This is a genomic window from Humibacillus sp. DSM 29435 (genome assembly GCF_001758225.1).
GTDB lineage: Bacteria > Actinomycetota > Actinomycetes > Actinomycetales > Dermatophilaceae > DSM-29435.
In genome coordinates this window covers 25693-43461 of the sequence record NZ_MAST01000005.1, presented here as the reverse complement: position 1 = coordinate 43461, position 17769 = coordinate 25693, and the positions used below count along the sequence as shown (strand labels likewise).

Genomic DNA, 17769 nt, shown 5'->3' with positions numbered 1-17769 from the left:
CAACAGGTAGGACGAGGCTGCCCTCGGATAAAATGTCGTCAACGCCTGTGGTCAGTGCTGCCCACACGCCCTTCGTCAGGGAGCCTCAACGGCCCCATCAGCAAGGACGGTGAAGATGTCGCCGCACACCCGATTCAGCGCCCATCCGGAGAACTCCGGCCTCTATCGTCGAGAGTTCGAGCACGACGCCTGCGGGGTCGCCCTCATCGCGACGATGCGGGGCACGGCGGGCCACGACATCGTCGACCACGCCCTGACCGCGCTGCGCAACCTCGACCACCGAGGTGCCACCGGCGCAGACCCGCATGTTGGTGACGGGGCCGGCATCCTCACGCAGATCCCTGACGAGTTCTTCGCGGCCAACGTGCCCTTCGCCCTGCCGAACAGTGGAGCGTACGCCGCGGGTATCGCCTTCCTGCCGACCGATCCCGACGAGCGGGCTGCCGCCAAGACCCGCATCGAGACGATCGCCGTCTCCGAGAACCTCAAGGTGCTCGGTTGGCGCGAGGTGCCCGTCGACGCTGAGCTGATCGGGGCGGCCGCGCGCGCCTGCATGCCTGCCTTCGAGCAGCTCTTCGTCCGAAGCGCCATCGGCCGCCAGGTCGCGCTCGGTCTCGACCGGCTGGCCTTCTGCCTGCGCAAGCGGGCCGAGCGGGAGGCCGAGGTCTACTTCGCCTCGCTCAGCTCGCGCACCATCGTCTACAAGGGCATGCTGACCACCGGTCAGCTCGAGCCCTTCTTTCCCGACCTGTCCGACCCCCTCTACGCCACCGAGCTCGCCCTCGTGCACTCCCGCTTCTCGACGAACACCTTTCCGTCGTGGCCGCTCGCGCACCCGTACCGCCTGATCGCGCACAACGGCGAGATCAACACGGTCAAGGGCAACCGCAACTGGATGAGCGCCCGCGAGAGCCTCATCACCTCCGACATCATCCCGGGCGACCTCGAGCGGCTCTTCCCCATCTGCACCCCCGAGGCGAGCGACTCAGCCAGCTTCGACGAGGTGCTCGAGCTGCTGCACCTCGGCGGTCGCTCACTGCCCCACGCCGTGCTCATGATGATTCCCGAGGCCTGGGAGAACCACGAGACGATGGACCCGGCCCGTCGGGCGTTCTACGAGTTCCACTCGACCTTCATGGAGCCCTGGGACGGCCCCGCCAACGTCGTGTTCACCGACGGCACGCTGGTCGGGGCGGTGCTCGACCGCAACGGCCTGCGCCCCGGCCGGTACTCGGTCACCGACGACGGGCTGGTCGTGCTGGCGTCGGAGTCGGGGGTGCTCGAGCTCGACCCGGCATCCGTCGTGCAGCGTGGGCGCCTCCAACCCGGAAAGATGTTCCTCGTCGACACCGAGCACGGGCGCATCGTCGGCGACGAGGAGATCAAGACCCAGCTCGCGGCCGCGAAGCCCTACCGAGACTGGCTGCACGCCGGCCTGATCCGGCTCGAAAACCTTCCCGAGCGCGAGCACATCGTGCACACGGCCTCCTCGGTGGTGCGACGCCAACAGACCTTCGGCTACACCACCGAAGACCTGCGCATCCTGCTCACGCCGATGGCCAAGGCCGGCGCCGAGGCGCTCGGCTCCATGGGCACCGACACCCCGATCGCCGTGCTCTCCACGCGCCCCCGGCTGCTCTTCGACTACTTCACCCAGCTCTTCGCGCAGGTCACCAACCCCCCGCTCGATGCCATCCGCGAAGAGCTGGTCACCTCGCTCGGCACCTTCATGGGCCCCGAGGGCAATGTGCTGTCCGCCTCTCCGGCGCACGCCCGTCAGCTCGTGCTCGACTTCCCCGTGCTCGACAACGACGAGCTGGCCAAGATCGTGCACATCAACGCCGACGGAGACCTGCCCGGTTACGCCACGCACGTCGTGCGCGGCCTCTACGATGTCACCGGCGGCGCGCAAGCCATGCGTGAGCGCCTCGACGAGATCTTCGCCGAGGTGAGCCAGGCCATCCGGCGCGGTGCGCGCTTCGTCGTGCTCTCCGACCGCGACTCCGGGCGTGATCTTGCCCCCATCCCGTCGCTGCTGCTGACCGCAGCCGTGCACCACCACCTCATCCGCGAGAAGACGCGTACCCAGGTGGGGCTGCTCGTCGAGGCCGGCGACGTGCGCGAGGTGCACCACGCGGCGCTGCTCATCGGCTTCGGGGCGGCCGCGGTCAACCCCTACCTCGCCATGGAGAGTGTCGAAGACCTCGTGCGCTCGGGTCAGATCGAGGGGGTCGAGCCCGAGAAGGCCGTGGCCAACCTCATCAAGGCCCTCGGCAAGGGGGTGCTGAAGGTGATGTCGAAGATGGGCATCTCCACCGTCGCCTCCTACCGTGGGGCGCAGGTGTTCGAGGCCATCGGGCTCTCACAGGACCTGGTCGACACCTACTTCACCGGCACCGTCTCGCAGCTCGGCGGCGTCGGGCTCGACGTGATCGCCCGCGAGACGTTCGAACGCCACGCGAGGGCCTACCCTCCCGAAGGGGTGCAGCAGCCGCACCGCGTGCTCGACGTCGGCGGCGAGTACCAGTGGCGCCGCGAGGGTGAGCCGCACCTGTTCGACCCCGACACGGTCTTCCGTCTGCAGCACTCCACCCGGGCGCGCCGCTACGACGTGTTCAAGCAGTACACCCAGCGCATCGACGACCAGACCTCGCGCCTGATGACGCTGCGGGGGCTCATGGGCTTCAAGGCCACCGGAGTGACGGGCCGGCTCCCAGTGCCGATCGACGAGGTCGAACCGGTCAGCGAGATCGTTCGGCGCTTCAGCACCGGGGCAATGAGCTACGGCTCGATCTCTCAGGAGGCCCACGAGACGCTCGCGGTCGCCATGAACCACCTCGGCGCGCGCTCGAACACGGGCGAGGGCGGCGAAGACCGAGACCGGCTGCTCGACCCCGAACGGCGTTCTGCCGTCAAGCAGGTCGCGTCGGGCCGCTTCGGGGTGACGAGTCTCTACCTCACGCACTCCGACGACATCCAGATCAAGATGGCGCAGGGGGCCAAGCCCGGCGAGGGCGGCCAGCTGCCCGGTCACAAGGTGTACCCGTGGGTGGCGAAGACCCGTCACTCGACACCTGGGGTCGGGCTCATCTCGCCGCCGCCGCACCACGACATCTACTCCATCGAAGATCTCGCCCAGCTGATCCACGACCTCAAGAACGCCAACCCGGCGGCTCGCATCCACGTCAAGCTCGTCTCCGAGGTCGGGGTCGGCACCGTGGCGGCCGGCGTGTCCAAGGCGCACGCCGACGTCGTGCTCATCTCGGGTCACGACGGCGGCACCGGGGCCTCACCGCTGACCTCGCTCAAGCACGCCGGAGCCCCCTGGGAGCTCGGGCTGGCCGAGGCGCAGCAGACCCTCGTGCTCAACGGTCTGCGCGACCGCATCGTGGTGCAGGTCGACGGCCAGCTGAAGACCGGGCGTGACGTCGTCGTGGCCGCCCTGCTCGGCGCGGAGGAGTTCGGCTTCGCCACCGCCCCTCTCGTGGTGTCGGGCTGCATCATGATGCGGGTCTGCCACCTCGACACCTGCCCCGTCGGTATCGCCACCCAGAACCCCGAGCTGCGGGCGCGGTTCTCGGGTCGGCCCGAGTTCGTCGAGACCTTCTTCGAGTACATCGCGGAGGAGGTTCGTGAGCACCTGGCCGCCATGGGCTTCCGCTCCATCCAGGATGCCGTAGGGCAGGTCGACAGCCTCGACCTCGAGAAGGCCATTGCGCACTGGAAGGCGTCCGGGCTCGACCTGTCACCCATCCTCACCGTGGCCGACAACCCCACCGGCGGCACGCTCTACCAGTCGACCGGGCAGGACCACGCGCTCGAGAAGGCTCTCGACAATGAGCTGCTCACACGGGCGCTGCCGGCCATCGAGAGCGGCGAGCCGGTGCGAACCGAGATCGCCGTGCGCAACGTCAACCGCACCGTCGGCACCATGCTTGGGCACCACGTCACCAAGGCCCACCCCGACGGACTGGCCGACAACACCATCGAGGTGTCGATGACGGGCTCCGGTGGTCAGTCGTTCGGCGCCTTCCTTCCCGCCGGTGTCACGCTCCGGCTCGAGGGTGACGCCAACGACTACGTCGGCAAGGGTCTGTCCGGCGGGCGCGTGACCGTTCGTCCTCACCATCTGGCGCGTCTCGTCGCCGAGAAGAACGTCATCGCCGGCAACGTCATCGGCTACGGCGCCACGGCAGGCGAGCTGTTCCTGCGAGGCCTGGTCGGTGAACGGTTCTGCGTGCGCAACTCCGGAGCCAGCGCCGTCGTCGAAGGGGTCGGCGACCACGGCTGCGAGTACATGACCGGCGGCACGGCCGTCGTGCTCGGCCCCGTCGGTCGCAACTTCGCGGCCGGGATGTCGGGGGGCGTGGCCTACGTGCTCGACCTGCGACCTGAGCGCGTCAACACCGAGATGGTCGACCTCTCGGGCCTGCGACCCGACGACGAGACCGCCCTGCGGCAGCTGCTCGAGGCGCACGTCAGGTGGACCGACTCATCGGTGGCCGGCGCCCTGCTGGCCGACTGGGAGTCAGCGCGCGAACGCTTCACGCTCGTGCTGCCTCGCATCTACCAGCGGGTGCTCGACGTGCGGGCCCAGGCAGAGCAGGAGGGGCTCGACCCCGACGGCACCGTGGTGTGGAACCGGATCATGGAGGCTTCCCGTGGCTGATCCCCAAGGCTTTCTCAACACCCGAAAGCGCGAGCTCCCGGCGCGCAGGCCGGTACCCGTGCGCATCAGGGACTGGAAAGAGGTCTACGAGGAGCAGCAGGTCACCGAGCTGCAGCGCCAGGCTGGTCGCTGCATGGACTGCGGCATCCCGTTCTGTCACGCCGGCTGCCCCCTGGGCAACCTCATCCCCGAATGGAACACCCACGCCTGGAAGGGCGACTGGGAGGACGCCATCGAGCGGTTGCACGCCACGAACAACTTCCCGGAGTTCACCGGCCGGCTGTGCCCGGCTCCGTGTGAGACCGCGTGCGTGCTCGGCATCAACCAGCCGGCCGTCACGATCAAGCAGATCGAGGTCACGACCATCGACCGGGCGTTTGCGAACGGCCTCGTCAAACCCCTGCCACCCGAACGGCTCTCGGGCAAGACGGTGGCCGTCGTCGGGTCCGGTCCGGCCGGTCTGGCGGCGGCTCAGCAGCTGACCCGCGCCGGGCACACCGTCGCCGTCTTCGAGCGGGCCGACCGACCCGGCGGGCTGCTGCGCTACGGCATCCCGGAGTTCAAGATGGAGAAGGCCGTGCTCGACCGGCGGCTCGACCAGATGAAGGCCGAGGGAACCCGGTTCCGCACCGGTGTCAACGTGGGCGCTGACGTCACCGGCCGTCAGCTGCGCGACCGCTACGACGCGGTGGTGCTGGCGCTCGGCTCCACCGTGCCTCGCGACCTCGCGGCCCCCGGTCGCGAGCTGAGCGGCATCCACCAGGCGATGGAGTTCTTGCCGCAGGGCAACCGGGCTGCGCTCGGGCAGGAGGTCGAGAACCAGATTCTCGCCACGGGCAAGGACGTCGTCATCATCGGCGGCGGCGACACCGGGGCCGACTGCCTCGGCACCTCACATCGCCAGGGCGCCCGCTCGGTGACCAGCCTCGAGATCATGCCGCAGCCGGGGGAGGACCGGCCGGGGAGCCAGCCGTGGCCCACCTACCCGATGCTCTACCGCGTCGCGAGCGCCCACGAGGAGGGCGGCGAGCGGCTCTATGCCGTGAGCACGACCGAGTTCGTCGGCGACGACGACGGCCACGTGGCGGCCCTGCGCATCACCGAGGTCGAGCTCGTCGACGGGCGACCGAGTGGCAAGGAGGGCACCGAACGGGTCATCCCCGCTCAGCTCGTGCTCTTCGCGATGGGCTTCCTCGGGCCGGAGGGGCCGGGAGTCGTCGAACAGCTCGGGGTCGAGCTCGACGAGCGCAGCAACGTGCGGCGCGACCAGAGCTTCATGTCGAGCGTGCCCGGGGTGTTCGTCGCCGGCGACGTGGGCCGGGGTCAGTCGCTCATCGTCTGGGCCATCGCCGAAGGCCGCGCCGCGGCGGCGGGGGTCGACGCCTGGCTCACCGGGTCGAGCTCGCTGCCGCGGCCGATCGGCCCCACCGACCGTCCGCTCACGGTCTGAACCCGACTACCCACCAGGCCGGTTGCCTGCCGTGGCCTGACCGAGGCCGGTGGGTGACTGCCATCACACGAGACCTAAGGTTGAAGCATGCGTCGAGCCAAGATCGTCTGCACGATCGGACCCCAGACCTCCTCCTACGAACAGCTGAAGGGGCTGGTCGATGCGGGTATGGACGTCGCCCGTCTCAACCTCTCGCACGGCGAGCACGCCGTTCATGAGCAGGTCTACAACGACGTGCGCCGCGCCAGTGACGAGTCGGGTCGCGCGGTGGGCATCCTCGTCGACCTGCAGGGGCCGAAGATCCGCACCGCGAGGTTTCGAGGCGGCCCGATCACGCTCGCTGCCGGGCAGCGGTTCATCATCACGACCCGAGATGTCGACGGAGACGAGACCGAGGTCGGCACCACCTACGCTGGTCTGCCCGGTGATGTGCGCCCCGGAGACGTGCTGCTCATCGACGACGGAAAGGTCATGCTGCGTGCTGTCGACGTGACCGAGACTGACGTCGTCACCGAGACCGTCATCGGCGGCGTCGTGTCGAACAACAAGGGCATCAACCTGCCGGGCGTCGCCGTGAGCGTGCCTGCCCTGTCCGAGAAGGACATCGACGACCTGCGTTTCGCCATGAAGCTCGGCGCCGACATGATCGCGTTGTCGTTCGTGCGCAACGCCGCAGACATCGACGACGTGCACGCCATCATGGACGAGTTCGGCACGCGGGTACCGGTCATCGCCAAGATCGAGAAGCCGCAGGCCGTCGCCAACCTGCTCGAGATCGTGCTGGCCTTCGACGGAATCATGGTGGCCCGCGGCGACCTCGGGGTCGAGATGCCGCTCGAGGAGGTGCCGCTCGTGCAGAAGCGGGCTATCGAGATGGCCCGTCGCAACGCCAAGCCGGTCATCGTGGCCACGCAGGTGCTCGAGTCGATGATCGAGAACGCGCGGCCCACCCGCGCCGAGGCCTCGGATGCCGCCAACGCCGTTCTCGACGGCGCCGACGCGCTGATGCTCTCGGGAGAGACGTCGGTGGGGGCTTGGCCGATCCAGACGGTGCAGACGATGGCGCGCATCATCGAGAGCACCGAGGAGCACGGCTACGACCTCATCGCGCGCCTCACCGCGAAGCCGTCCACGGTCGGCGGCGCAGTCACCAAGGCCGCGGTCGAGGTCGGCGAGACCATCGGGGCGAAGTTTCTCATCGTGTTCAGCGAGACCGGCGACTCGGCGCAGCGGATGGCGCGCGTGCGGCCGCGGCTGCCGATGCTCGTCTTCACCTCCGACCCGCGCACCCGCTCACGTCTGGCCCTCGTGTGGGGCATCGAGACCTTCCTGGTGCCGCGCATGCACCACACCGACCAGTTCGCCATCCAGGTCGACGTCAAGCTGCTGCCCGAGGGTCGATCGGTGGAGGGCGACCTCGTCATGATCGTCGCGGGTTCGCCTCCCGGGCTGCCCGGTTCGACGAACGCGTTGCGGGTGCACCGCATGGGGGATGCCGTGAACCGGGCGGCGCCGGCCTACCGTCCCGAAGAGGTCACCGGCTGAGGCCAAGGTCTGAGGATCGACCGAGCTCTCTACGGGTGGAGAGGCGCGTTCTGAGCTTTCGGGCTCGGGTAGGTATGCTGGCGCGGCACTCCTGCCGGGGTGGTGGAATGGCAGACACGGAGCACTCAAAATGCTCTGGCCGAAAGGCCGTGCGGGTTCGAGTCCCGCCCTCGGCACCGATCTCGGTCGCCCGTTGACGAGCCCGAAACGTGCCGGAAACGGTGATCCCGCTAGTCTTGGCCCGTGAGCACCGACGAGACGACAACGGCATCGACGCCTTCGGCCGAGACCAATGCGAGCACGCACCTTGCTGCCGAGGTGGAAGCGCCCACACCGGGGGCTACGCGCATCCTTGTCGCCGAGGACGAGACGCTGATTCGGCTCGACCTCGTCGAGATGCTCGGCGAGCTCGGCTACGACGTCGTGGGGCAGGCGAGCAACGGTGAGCAGGCGGTGGCTCTGGCCAAGGAGCTGAAGCCCGACCTCGTCATCATGGACGTCAAGATGCCGATCCTCGACGGCCTCTCGGCCGCCGAGCAGCTGCACGAGACGAAGCAGTGCCCGGTCATCATGCTGACCGCTTTCTCACAGACCGAGCTCGTCGAGCGCGCCCGTGACGCCGGCGTCATGGCCTACGTCGTCAAACCCTTCACCGCCGACGACCTGCGACCGGCCATCGACATCGCCCACTCGCGCTGGCAGGAGCTCAAGGCCCTCGAGTCCGAGATCGCCGACCTGGGCGAGCGGCTCGAGACGCGCAAGCTCGTCGACCGCGCCAAGGGCGTGCTGATGAGCCAGCTCAAGCTCAACGAGGCCGACGCGTTCCGCTGGATCCAGAAGACGGCGATGGATCGGCGCCTGGGCATGAAGGAAGTGGCCGAGGCCGTCATCAACGGTCTGCCCTCCCGCTGAGGGCGCAAACGGGTCGGTCTGAACCCCGGCTCGGTGTCGCGTATGCGGCCCTTGATACGTCGTTCTGGTAAGAACTAGGTCACGACACGGTCACCGACGCAGTTTTTGCTGTTGTACGGGCCTCCCGTGGCCTAGTCTCCGACTCAGCCCTCGACCGAGGGATGTGTGACATCAGGAGGACACCCGTGCGTTCCACCCTCAAGCTTGCTGTGCCGTTCGCGGTCGCAGCCCTCGCCCTGGGTGCCTGCGGCACCAAGGGCGGCGACACGACACCGGCCGCCGGAGCCAGCGGTGGTGCCGCCAAGGTCTGTGACCAGAAGATCGGCATGTTCGGCGCCCTCACCGGCCCGAACGCCAACCTGGGTATCTACATCCAGAACGGCGTCAACCTGGCGCTCGACGACTACAACGCCAAGCACGCCGACTGCAAGGTGACCCTCGAGAACTACGACTCGCAGGGCGACCCCACGCAGGCCCCCGCCCTGGCCAAGAAGGCGATCGACGACAAGAAGGTCGTCGGCCTCGTCGGGCCGGCCTTCTCCGGCGAGTCCAAGGCCGCCGACCCGCTGTTCAACGAAGCCGGCATGGTAGCCATCACGCCGTCGGCGACGGCCACGACCCTTTCCACCAACGGCTGGAAGACCTTCTTCCGGGTGCTCGGCAACGACGCCACCCAGGGCCCGGCCGCGGCGAAGTACATCAAGGACACCCTCAAGTCGACCAAGCCGTTCGTCATCGACGACGCGACCGAGTACGGCAAGGGCCTGGCCGATACGGTGCGCCAGGACCTCGGCGCCAGTGTGGTCGGCACCGACACGATCCAGACGAAGCAGACCGACTTCTCGGCCACCGTCACGAAGGTGACCGCCTCGGGCGCCGACGCGGTGTTCTTCGGTGGCTACTCACCCGAAGCCGCCCCCATGATCAAGCAGCTGCGAGACGCCGGCTTCAAGGGCACCTACGTGGTGGCTGACGGTGTGAAAGACGCGTCGTACCTCAAGAACGCCGGGTCGGCTGCCGAAGGCACCATCATCACCTGCCCGTGCGTGCCGCCGGACGTCGCGCCTGAGTTCCAGACGGCCTACAAGGCCAAGTTCAAGGAAGACCCGAACACCTACTCGGGTGAGGGCTACGACGCCGCGACGATCCTGCTCGACGGCATCGGTGAGGGCAAGGACCGCAAGTCGATGCTCGACTACGTCAAGAGCTTCGACAAGAAGGGCGTGACCAAGCAGCTGAAGTTCGACGACAAGGGCGAGTCGTCCGAGATCAAGGTCTTCGCCTACAAGGTCGAGAACGGCAAGATCGTCTCCATCGGAGAGATCAAGTAGAACAGACCGTCAGCGACAGGGGTGGTCGGGGCCAGGGTGCCCCGACCACCCCTGTCGCTGGGTACAGCACCGCCTGATCCCCCGTCGCCCGGCCCAGGAGGCCTTGGATGCAGTTTCTGATCGACAACTTCGCAGCGTTGACGATTACCGGCCTCGCCATCGGCGCCGTCTATGCCCTGATCGCCCTCGGCTACACCTTCGTCTACGGAGTGCTGCGGCTGATCAACTTCGCGCACTCAGAAGTGTTCATGTACGGCTCTTTCGCGGCCGTCTGGGTGGTGATGATTCTCGGGGGCAACGTCTCTGGCTCGACCGGGCAGGTGATCTTCTGGGTCGCCATGATGTTCGTGGCCGCGATGCTCATGTCGGGGTTCGTTGCCGTCGTCATCGAACGCGTGGCGTATCGCCCGCTCCGTAAACGCAACGCCCCGCCTCTGATTGCCCTGATCTCGGCCATCGGAGCCTCGTTCGTGCTCTCGGAGGCGATGGGTCTGCGCGAGAAGATCGCCCGCTGGTTCGGCCTCGACGACACGCTTCGTGACTACGTGAGCAACTCGCGCAACAACGTGCCGTTGCCCACGATCATCAAACCTCAGGGAGTGTTCAACCTCTTCGGTTACGAGGTCACCAACGTCGACATCTTCGTCATCGTGGGGGCTATCGCGATGATGATCGTGCTCGACCAGTTCGTCAGCCGCTCTCGCCTCGGGCGCGGCATCCGGGCCGTCGCGATGGACCCTGAGGCTGCTGCCCTGATGGGCGTCAACCGCGACCGGGTCATTCGCGTCACCTTCCTCGTCGGTGGGGTGATGGCGGGTGCGGCGGCGGTGTTCTACCTGCTCAAGATCGGGATCACCCGTTACGACGTCGGCTTCATCCTCGGCGTCAAGGCCTTCACGGCAGCGGTGCTGGGCGGTATCGGCAACCTGCGCGGGGCCCTGCTCGGCGGCTTCGTGCTCGGTCTCGCCGAGAACTACGGCTCCGCGATCGTCGGCACGCAGTGGAAGGATGTCGTCTCCTTCCTGCTGCTTATCGTCATCTTGTTGTTCCGGCCCACGGGTCTGCTCGGTGAGTCCCTCGGAAAGGCCCGTGCATGAGCACCTCGACTGCCCAGACCCGCAAGCCGCGCCTCGACTTCAAGGATCGGGTCGCCGGACTGCCCAAGCCCGTGAAGATAGTGCTCTGGGCGCTGTTCGCGGTCTTCCTGTTCGCCCTCCCGCTGCTCAACATCCCGTTCATCACCACCGAAGACTCTGACTTCGGCGGCGTGCTCTTCACTGTCGCGACGTACGTGCTCGTCGCACTGGGCCTCAACATCGTGGTCGGCTACGCCGGCCTGCTCGACCTCGGCTACGTCGGCTTCTACGCCATCGGGGCCTATGTGGTCGGGGTGCTCAGCTCGGCTCACGCCTCGCTGCCGTGGTTGGTGGCGGTGCCCATCGCCATCGTCGTGGCCATGATCTCCGGGGTCATTCTCGGCGCTCCGACCCTGCGGGTGCGCGGTGACTACCTGGCCATCGTGACGCTCGGCTTCGGCGAGATCGTCCGACTGACGCTGGTCAACAGTCAGTGGCTGGGCGGCGCCCGCGGTATCACCGACATCCCCCGCCCACCCGGCATCGAGCTGTTCGAAGTGCCGAGTCTTGACTGGAGCAACGGCACGCCCGTCGTTGACCTCGATAACACGACGACGTTCCTCAAGTTCGGCATCGGCGACTTCGTTCCGTACTACTGGCTCGCCCTCGTCATCATCGTGCTGGTGCTCGTTTTCGACATCCTGGTCAAGAACAGCAGAGTGGGTCGTGCGTGGGAGGCCACGCGCGAGGACGAGGATGCCGCCGAGCTGATGGGGGTGCCCACCTTCCGGTTCAAGCTGCTCGCCTTCTCCCTCGGGGCTGCGATCGGAGGGTTGTCGGGGGCCCTGTTCGCCGGCAAGGCCGGCTTCATCTCGCCCGACAGCTTCCAGCTGCTGCTCTCGATCCTTTTCATCGCCGCCGTCGTCGTCGGTGGGGCCGGCAACCGTGTCGGTGTCATTCTCGGCGCGATCGTGGTCAGCTACTTCCCTGAGCGGTTCCGGGAGTTCGCCGACTTCCGGGTGCTCGTCTTCGGGCTGGCCCTGATGGTCCTGGCGATCTTCCGGCCCCAAGGCATCCTGCCCCCGGGCCGCACGCGCCGAGTCAAACGAGCCGACGAACGAGAGCAAGTGCTCGAGGAAGGGTTGCCCGATGCCTGAGCCGACGATGAACATGCCGGAGCCCGAGGCCGAGGGCATCATCCACACCGAGGTCGACATCACCCCGCTCGACCTCGGCGGCCCCACGATCGCCGACGGCGAGAAGCTGTTGGAGGTCGATGACGTGACCTTGCGTTTTGGGGGCGTGGTCGCCCTCGACGGGGTGAGCTTCGACATTCGCAAAGGTGAGATCCTCGGGCTCATCGGCCCGAACGGCGCGGGCAAGACCACCTGTTTCAACGTAATGACGGGGGTCTACCAGCCAACGTCCGGCGGGGTGCGCTTCCTCGGCACTGCGCTGGGCCGGCGCAAGAAGTTCGCGATCACCAAGCTCGGCATCGCCCGCACCTTCCAGAACATCCGGCTCTTCGCCAACATGACCGCCCTCGAGAACGTCATGGTGGGGGTCGACGCCCACCACACCACCGGGGTCATCTCGGCCATGTTCCGGCTGCCGAAGCACCGCTCCGAAGAGGACACCGGCTACCGGCGAGCCCACGAGCTGCTTCGGTTCATGGGCCTCGACCGCAGGGCCGACGAGCTGGCCCGCAACCTTCCCTACGGCGACCAGCGACGGCTCGAAATCGCCCGGGCCCTGGCCACCAACCCGTCGCTGCTCTGCCTCGACGAGCCGGCGGCCGGCTTCAACCCGGCCGAGAAGATCCGGCTGATGCAGCTGATCCGCAGCATTCGCGACCAGGGCTACACCGTGCTCCTCATCGAGCACGACATGAAGCTGGTCATGGGGGTGACCGACCGCATCGTCGTGCTGGAGTTCGGCCGCAAGATCGCCGAGGGTGCTCCGGCGGAGATTCGTGACAATCCGGCGGTCATCGCCGCCTACCTGGGAGTGGACGAAGAAGATGCTTCTTGAGGTCAAGGGCCTGTGCGTCAACTACGGACGCATCGAGGCGATCCGCGACATCAGCTTCACGGTCGAGGAAGGCGAGATCGTCACCCTGATCGGGGCGAACGGCGCCGGCAAGACGACGACCATGAAGACCATCTCGGGCCTGCGGCCGGTGCGGGCCGGCACGGTGACCTTCGACGGGCAGGACATCACCGACATGCCCTCGCACGAGCGCCCCGTGCTCGGCATCTCGCAGTCGCCTGAGGGCCGCGGCTGCTTCGTCGGTATGTCGGTCATGGAGAACCTCGAGATGGGCACCTACGCCCGCCCCGACCGCAAGAACAAGGCCACGATCAAGGACGACCTCGACCGCGTCTTCGAGCTGTTCCCACGGCTGAAGGAGCGCACCAACCAGGCCGCGGGCTCGATGTCCGGCGGTGAGCAGCAGATGCTCGCCATGGGCCGCGCGCTGATGGCAAAGCCGAAGCTTCTGTTGCTCGACGAGCCGTCGATGGGACTGGCGCCCAAGCTCATCCAGCAGATCTTCGACATCGTCACCGAGATCAACAGCCAGGGCACCACGGTGCTGCTCGTCGAGCAGAACGCTGCCCAGGCCCTCAAGCGCAGTCATCGCGCCTACATTCTCGAGACCGGAGAGATCGTGCGCGAGGGCACCGGCAAGGCGCTCGCCGCTGATCCTGCCGTCAAGGCGGCCTACCTCGGCGGCGACGTCTGATCCCCTGACCCGACATTCCCGGCAAACCCGGGTCAGTCGTGACGCGGGCGATCAGCCTACGACCGACGCGTCCACCAGGCCCGTGGTGATGCAGTGGTGGTGCCCGTCCACACGAAGGCGCGAACGGGTTCCGCTACCCCTTAGTTACCCGTAGTGTCAGTCGGGTGACCTCGGGGCCATACATGTTGGAGGAACGATGGGTCGAACAGTGATCTCGGTGCGGCAGGTCGACGTCGACCTCCATTCACAGTTCATCGAACTGTGGATCACCCACCGGATCGAGGCGGGGACCACCCCCGAGGCGGCTCAGCGTCTTGCCCTCGACGGCACCCTGCGCACCGCCTTGCAGCGAAACGACATCTACGCCTTCATCGCCTTCGTCGACGACCGTGCCGCGGGGTACGTCGTGCTGGCCGACTCCACCCGCAGCCTGCTCGTCAACTCCCCGTGCGTCTCGATCGACATGCTCTTCGTCCATCCTGAGCTGCGCCGCACCGGGGTCGGCAAGGCCCTGCTGGGCGCTGCGGGCCGTCACGCCGACCGGCAGGGCGCAGAACACCTCGCGAGCGCCGTGCCGGCGCAGAACCGTGAGGCCAACCGGTTCTTTGCGCGGCTCGGCTTCGCGCCCGAGACGGTTCGGCGCGTCACGTCGACCGCCACCTTGCAGCGCAAGCTGTCGGGGGAGCCTCGCGGTCAGCGGTACTCGCTCGACCAGGTGTTGCAGCGGCGACGTGACATGCGAACGAAGGCGGCCCGAACGGCCAGCCGGGCGGGTTCGCGACAGCTGCCCACCCAGCCCCCTCAGATCGCCGGCTGAGCCGAGCGCGGCAGGTCCGCGTCATGCTCCCGGGGGTGCGTCCCGCAACAGGCAGGTGATCCGCGACGTGCAGACTCGCTTGCCGGCCTCGTCGGTCACCACGACGTCGTAGCTGACGAGGGTGCGGCCGGCGCTCAAGACCGTGGCCGTGCCGGTGACGGTGCCGGATCGGGCGGCCCGATGGTGGGTGGCGTTGATGTCGAGGCCGACAGCGACGCGGTCGGGTCCGGCGTGCAGCTGCGCGCCGATCGAGCCGAGCGTCTCCGCGAGCACCACGCTGGCGCCACCGTGGAGCAGCCCGTACGGCTGGGTGTTGCCCTCCACCGGCATCGTGGCCACGAGCCGTTCGGGGGTGGCCTCGGTGACCGTGATCCCCATGCGTCCGAGCAACGTGTGGCTCATCTCGGCGTTCATGGTGTCGAGGTCGGTGCTCATCTGCGTCATGGCCCGATCGTAGGCCGACGGGTCGAGAGGACGGTTCGTGGTGTCGGCGGCGGACACTAGGCTGCCGCTTGTGAGCCGACTACTGATCCTCGACGGACACTCGCTGGCCTACCGCGCCTTCTTCGCTCTGCCGGTAGAGAACTTCTCGACCACGACGGGTCAGCACACGAACGCCGTGTACGGCTTCACCTCAATGCTGATCAACATGCTTCGCGACGAAGAGCCTTCGCATGTCGTCGTCGCCTTCGACCTCTCGCGACAGACCTTTCGCACCGAGGTCTACGCCGAGTACAAGGCGGGCCGGGCCAAGTCGCCCGACGAGTTTCAGGGCCAGGTCTCGCTCATGCACGAGGTGCTCGATGCCCTGCGCATCAAGTACGTCGAGCTGCCCGGCTACGAGGCCGACGACATCATCGCCACCTTCGCCACGCAGGCCGAGGAGCAGGGCCTCGACGTGCTGATCTGCTCGGGTGACCGCGACACCTTCCAGCTGGTCTCCGAGAAGGTCACGGTGCTCTACCCCGTGCGTGGTGTCTCTGAGGTGTGGCGTATGTCGCCGGCCGCCATCGAGGAGAAGTACGGTGTGCCCCCGACCCGCTACAGCGACCTCGCCGCGATGGTCGGCGAGACCTCCGACAACCTGCCGGGCGTTCCCGGCGTCGGGCCGAAGACGGCGGCCAAGTGGATCAACCAGTTCGGTGACCTTGACGGCATCGTGGCCGCGATCGGCCAGATCAAGGGCAAGGCCGGCGAGTCGTTGCGCGAGCACCTCGACAACGTGCTGCGCAACCGCCGCCTCAACCAGCTGGTCAAGGACACCCCGGTCGGTCTCACCGTGCCCGAGCTCGAGCGGTCACAGTGGAGCCGCGACGACGTGCACACCGTCTTCGACGGGCTCGAGTTCCGCGTGCTGAGAGACCGCCTGTTCGAGTCGGTCGAGGCCGCCGCGCCCGAGGCCGACCAGGGCTTCGACCTCGACGGCGAGGTCGTGAGCCCGGATGCCGTTCCCGCCTGGGTCGGCGCGCACCTCGTGCCGGGCGAGCGGGCCGGCGTGTCGGTGATCGGCACCTGGGCCCGGGGCACCGGTGACGCGACCGGCCTCGCGATCGCCGCGCCTGACGGGTCGGCCGCCTGGGTCGACCTCACGACCCTGACCCCGGAGGGAGAGGCCTCGGTCGGGCACTGGCTGGCCGACCCTGAACGGCCCAAGGCGATGCACGACGCGAAGGGGCCGATGCAGGCCCTCGCCTCGCGAGGGTGGGCGCTGCGCGGGCTGACGAGTGACACCCAGCTGGCGGCGTATCTCGTCAAGCCCGACAACCGCACGTACCACCTCGACGACCTCGTTCTGCGCAACCTCCAGCGTGAGCTGGTCGCCACCGACGACTCCGGGCAGGGCATGCTCGACCTCGACGGCGACGCCGACGAGAAAGCCGCCGAGTACGAGATGGTGCGGGCGACGGCCGTGCGCGCCCTGGCCGTCGCCCTCGACGAGCAGGTGGCCGCCACCGGAGGGGCCGAGCTGCTCGCCGACGTCGAGCTGCCCCTCATCGATGTTCTCGCCCGCATGGAGCGCACCGGCATCGCCGTCGACGACGAGGGTCTCGACGAGCTCGAGAAGGACTTCGCGGCCAAGGTCGCCACGGCCCAGGCCGACGCCTACGAGGCCATCGGTGGCGAGCAGATCAACCTCGGTTCGCCGAAGCAGCTGCAGGTCGTGCTCTTCGAGACGCTCGGCATGCCGAAGACGAAGAAGACCAAGACCGGCTGGACCACCGACGCCGACGCGCTGGCCGACCTCTACACCAAGACCGAGCACCCGTTCCTCGAGGCGCTGCTTCGTCACCGTGACGCCGCCCGGTTGCGGGTCACGGTCGAGGGCCTGCAGAAGTCTGTCGCCGACGACGGCCGCATCCACACCACCTACCTGCAGACGATCGCCGCGACCGGCCGGCTCAGCTCGACCGACCCCAACCTGCAGAACGTGCCGATCCGCACCGAGGAAGGACGCCGCATCCGCGAGCTGTTCGTCGTCGGTGACGGGTTCGAGTCGCTGATGTCGGCCGACTACTCGCAGATCGAGATGCGTGTCATGGCGCACCTGTCGGGCGACGAGGGCCTCATCACCGCGTTCCGCACCGGCGAGGACCTCCACAAGTTCGTGGGCTCGCAGGTCTTCGGGGTCGAGCCCGACGGGGTGACGTCCGAGATGCGCTCCAAGGTGAAGGCGATGTCTTACGGCCTGGCCTACGGCCTGTCGGCGTTCGGGCTCTCCAAGCAGCTCACCATCACCACCGAGGAGGCCCGGGGCCTCATGGACGGCTACTTCCAGCGGTTCGGTGGGGTCAGCGAGTACCTGCACGACGTCGTCACCGAAGCGCGTGGCACCGGGTACACGGCGACGATGTTCGGGCGGCGCCGCTACCTGCCCGACCTCACCTCCGACAACCGGCAGCGTCGCGACATGGCCGAGCGGATGGCGCTGAACGCACCGATCCAGGGGTCGGCGGCCGACATCATGAAGGTCGCCATGATCGGGGTCGACCGGGCGCTCGTCGAGGCGCAGGCTCGTTCCCGCGTGCTGCTGCAGGTGCACGACGAGCTCGTGCTCGAGATCGCTGCGGGGGAGCGTGAGCAGGTCGAGGCAATCGTGCGCGAGCAGATGGGTTCAGCGGCGCCGATGGATGTGCCCCTCGACGTCAGTGTCGGCGTCGGCCACTCCTGGCACGACGCTGCCCACTGATCTCATGTCGTCGTCTTACGCCGGAGCGCCGGGGCGCTG

At 67.8% G+C, this 17769-nt stretch carries 12 protein-coding genes and 1 tRNA gene; 12 read left to right on the top strand and 1 reads right to left on the bottom strand.

What is annotated here, in order from left to right; translation table 11 throughout:
* The first annotated feature begins 115 nt into the window (after positions 1–115).
* From gltB to BA895_RS04865, 11 genes are all read left to right on the top strand, one after another.
* Positions 116–4669: a glutamate synthase large subunit gene (gene gltB / locus BA895_RS04915; protein ID WP_070190787.1), complete on the top strand. Its 4554-nt coding sequence runs from the start codon at positions 116–118 to the stop codon at positions 4667–4669.
* Positions 4662–6119, top strand: a complete 1458-nt coding sequence (locus BA895_RS04910) for a glutamate synthase subunit beta (protein ID WP_070190786.1) — start codon at positions 4662–4664, stop codon at positions 6117–6119. The genes gltB and BA895_RS04910 overlap by 8 nt, the downstream gene beginning before the upstream one ends.
* Before the next feature lie 87 nt (positions 6120–6206).
* Positions 6207–7664, top strand: coding sequence for a pyruvate kinase (gene pyk, locus BA895_RS04905; RefSeq protein ID WP_070190785.1), 1458 nt, complete (start codon positions 6207–6209; stop codon positions 7662–7664).
* A gap of 93 nt (positions 7665–7757) precedes the next feature.
* Positions 7758–7840 (top strand) — tRNA-Leu (locus BA895_RS04900).
* Between the two features lie 67 nt (positions 7841–7907).
* Positions 7908–8576 carry a response regulator gene (locus BA895_RS04895; protein ID WP_083282982.1) on the top strand — a complete coding sequence of 223 codons (669 nt, stop codon included), beginning with the start codon at positions 7908–7910 and terminating at the stop codon, positions 8574–8576.
* 185 nt (positions 8577–8761) lie between these two features.
* Positions 8762–9907 (top strand): branched-chain amino acid ABC transporter substrate-binding protein, encoded by a 1146-nt coding sequence (locus BA895_RS04890; protein ID WP_254666323.1) that lies wholly within the window; start codon positions 8762–8764, stop codon positions 9905–9907.
* Between the two features lie 107 nt (positions 9908–10014).
* Positions 10015–11004, top strand: coding sequence for a branched-chain amino acid ABC transporter permease (locus BA895_RS04885; RefSeq protein WP_070190783.1), 990 nt, complete (start codon positions 10015–10017; stop codon positions 11002–11004).
* Positions 11001–12140, top strand: a complete 1140-nt coding sequence (locus BA895_RS04880) for a branched-chain amino acid ABC transporter permease (protein WP_070190782.1) — start codon at positions 11001–11003, stop codon at positions 12138–12140. The genes BA895_RS04885 and BA895_RS04880 overlap by 4 nt, the downstream gene beginning before the upstream one ends.
* Positions 12133–13014, top strand: coding sequence for an ABC transporter ATP-binding protein (locus BA895_RS04875; protein WP_083282981.1), 882 nt, complete (start codon positions 12133–12135; stop codon positions 13012–13014). Before BA895_RS04880 ends, BA895_RS04875 begins: the two co-directional genes overlap by 8 nt.
* Positions 13004–13726 carry an ABC transporter ATP-binding protein gene (locus tag BA895_RS04870; RefSeq protein ID WP_070190781.1) on the top strand — a complete coding sequence of 241 codons (723 nt, stop codon included), beginning with the start codon at positions 13004–13006 and terminating at the stop codon, positions 13724–13726. The genes BA895_RS04875 and BA895_RS04870 overlap by 11 nt, the downstream gene beginning before the upstream one ends.
* 196 nt (positions 13727–13922) lie before the next feature.
* Positions 13923–14543 carry a GNAT family N-acetyltransferase gene (locus tag BA895_RS04865; protein WP_070190780.1) on the top strand — a complete coding sequence of 207 codons (621 nt, stop codon included), beginning with the start codon at positions 13923–13925 and terminating at the stop codon, positions 14541–14543.
* Between the two features lie 21 nt (positions 14544–14564).
* Here BA895_RS04865 and BA895_RS04860 read toward each other — a convergent pair whose 3' ends face one another.
* Entirely contained in the window at positions 14565–14987 is a 423-nt protein-coding gene (locus BA895_RS04860) for a hotdog fold thioesterase (protein WP_083282997.1), read from the bottom strand.
* Between the two features lie 70 nt (positions 14988–15057).
* On the opposite strand from BA895_RS04860, the gene polA reads away from it, so the two are divergent.
* Positions 15058–17730: a DNA polymerase I gene (gene polA, locus BA895_RS04855; RefSeq protein ID WP_070190779.1), complete on the top strand. Its 2673-nt coding sequence runs from the start codon at positions 15058–15060 to the stop codon at positions 17728–17730.
* The last annotated feature ends 39 nt before the right edge of the window (positions 17731–17769 follow it).

What these genes read in the sequence shown, in the direction of transcription:
- gltB (WP_070190787.1), top strand. Translation starts at nt 116, where the DNA reads ATGTCGCCGCACACCCGATTCAGCGCCCATCCGGAGAACTCCGGCCTC.
- pyk (WP_070190785.1), top strand. Translation starts at nt 6,207, where the DNA reads ATGCGTCGAGCCAAGATCGTCTGCACGATCGGACCCCAGACCTCCTCC.
- BA895_RS04885 (WP_070190783.1), top strand. Translation starts at nt 10,015, where the DNA reads ATGCAGTTTCTGATCGACAACTTCGCAGCGTTGACGATTACCGGCCTC.
- BA895_RS04880 (WP_070190782.1), top strand. Translation starts at nt 11,001, where the DNA reads ATGAGCACCTCGACTGCCCAGACCCGCAAGCCGCGCCTCGACTTCAAG.
- BA895_RS04875 (WP_083282981.1), top strand. Translation starts at nt 12,133, where the DNA reads ATGCCTGAGCCGACGATGAACATGCCGGAGCCCGAGGCCGAGGGCATC.
- BA895_RS04870 (WP_070190781.1), top strand. Translation starts at nt 13,004, where the DNA reads ATGCTTCTTGAGGTCAAGGGCCTGTGCGTCAACTACGGACGCATCGAG.
- BA895_RS04865 (WP_070190780.1), top strand. Translation starts at nt 13,923, where the DNA reads ATGGGTCGAACAGTGATCTCGGTGCGGCAGGTCGACGTCGACCTCCAT.
- BA895_RS04860 (WP_083282997.1), bottom strand. Translation starts at nt 14,987, where the DNA reads ATGACGCAGATGAGCACCGACCTCGACACCATGAACGCCGAGATGAGC.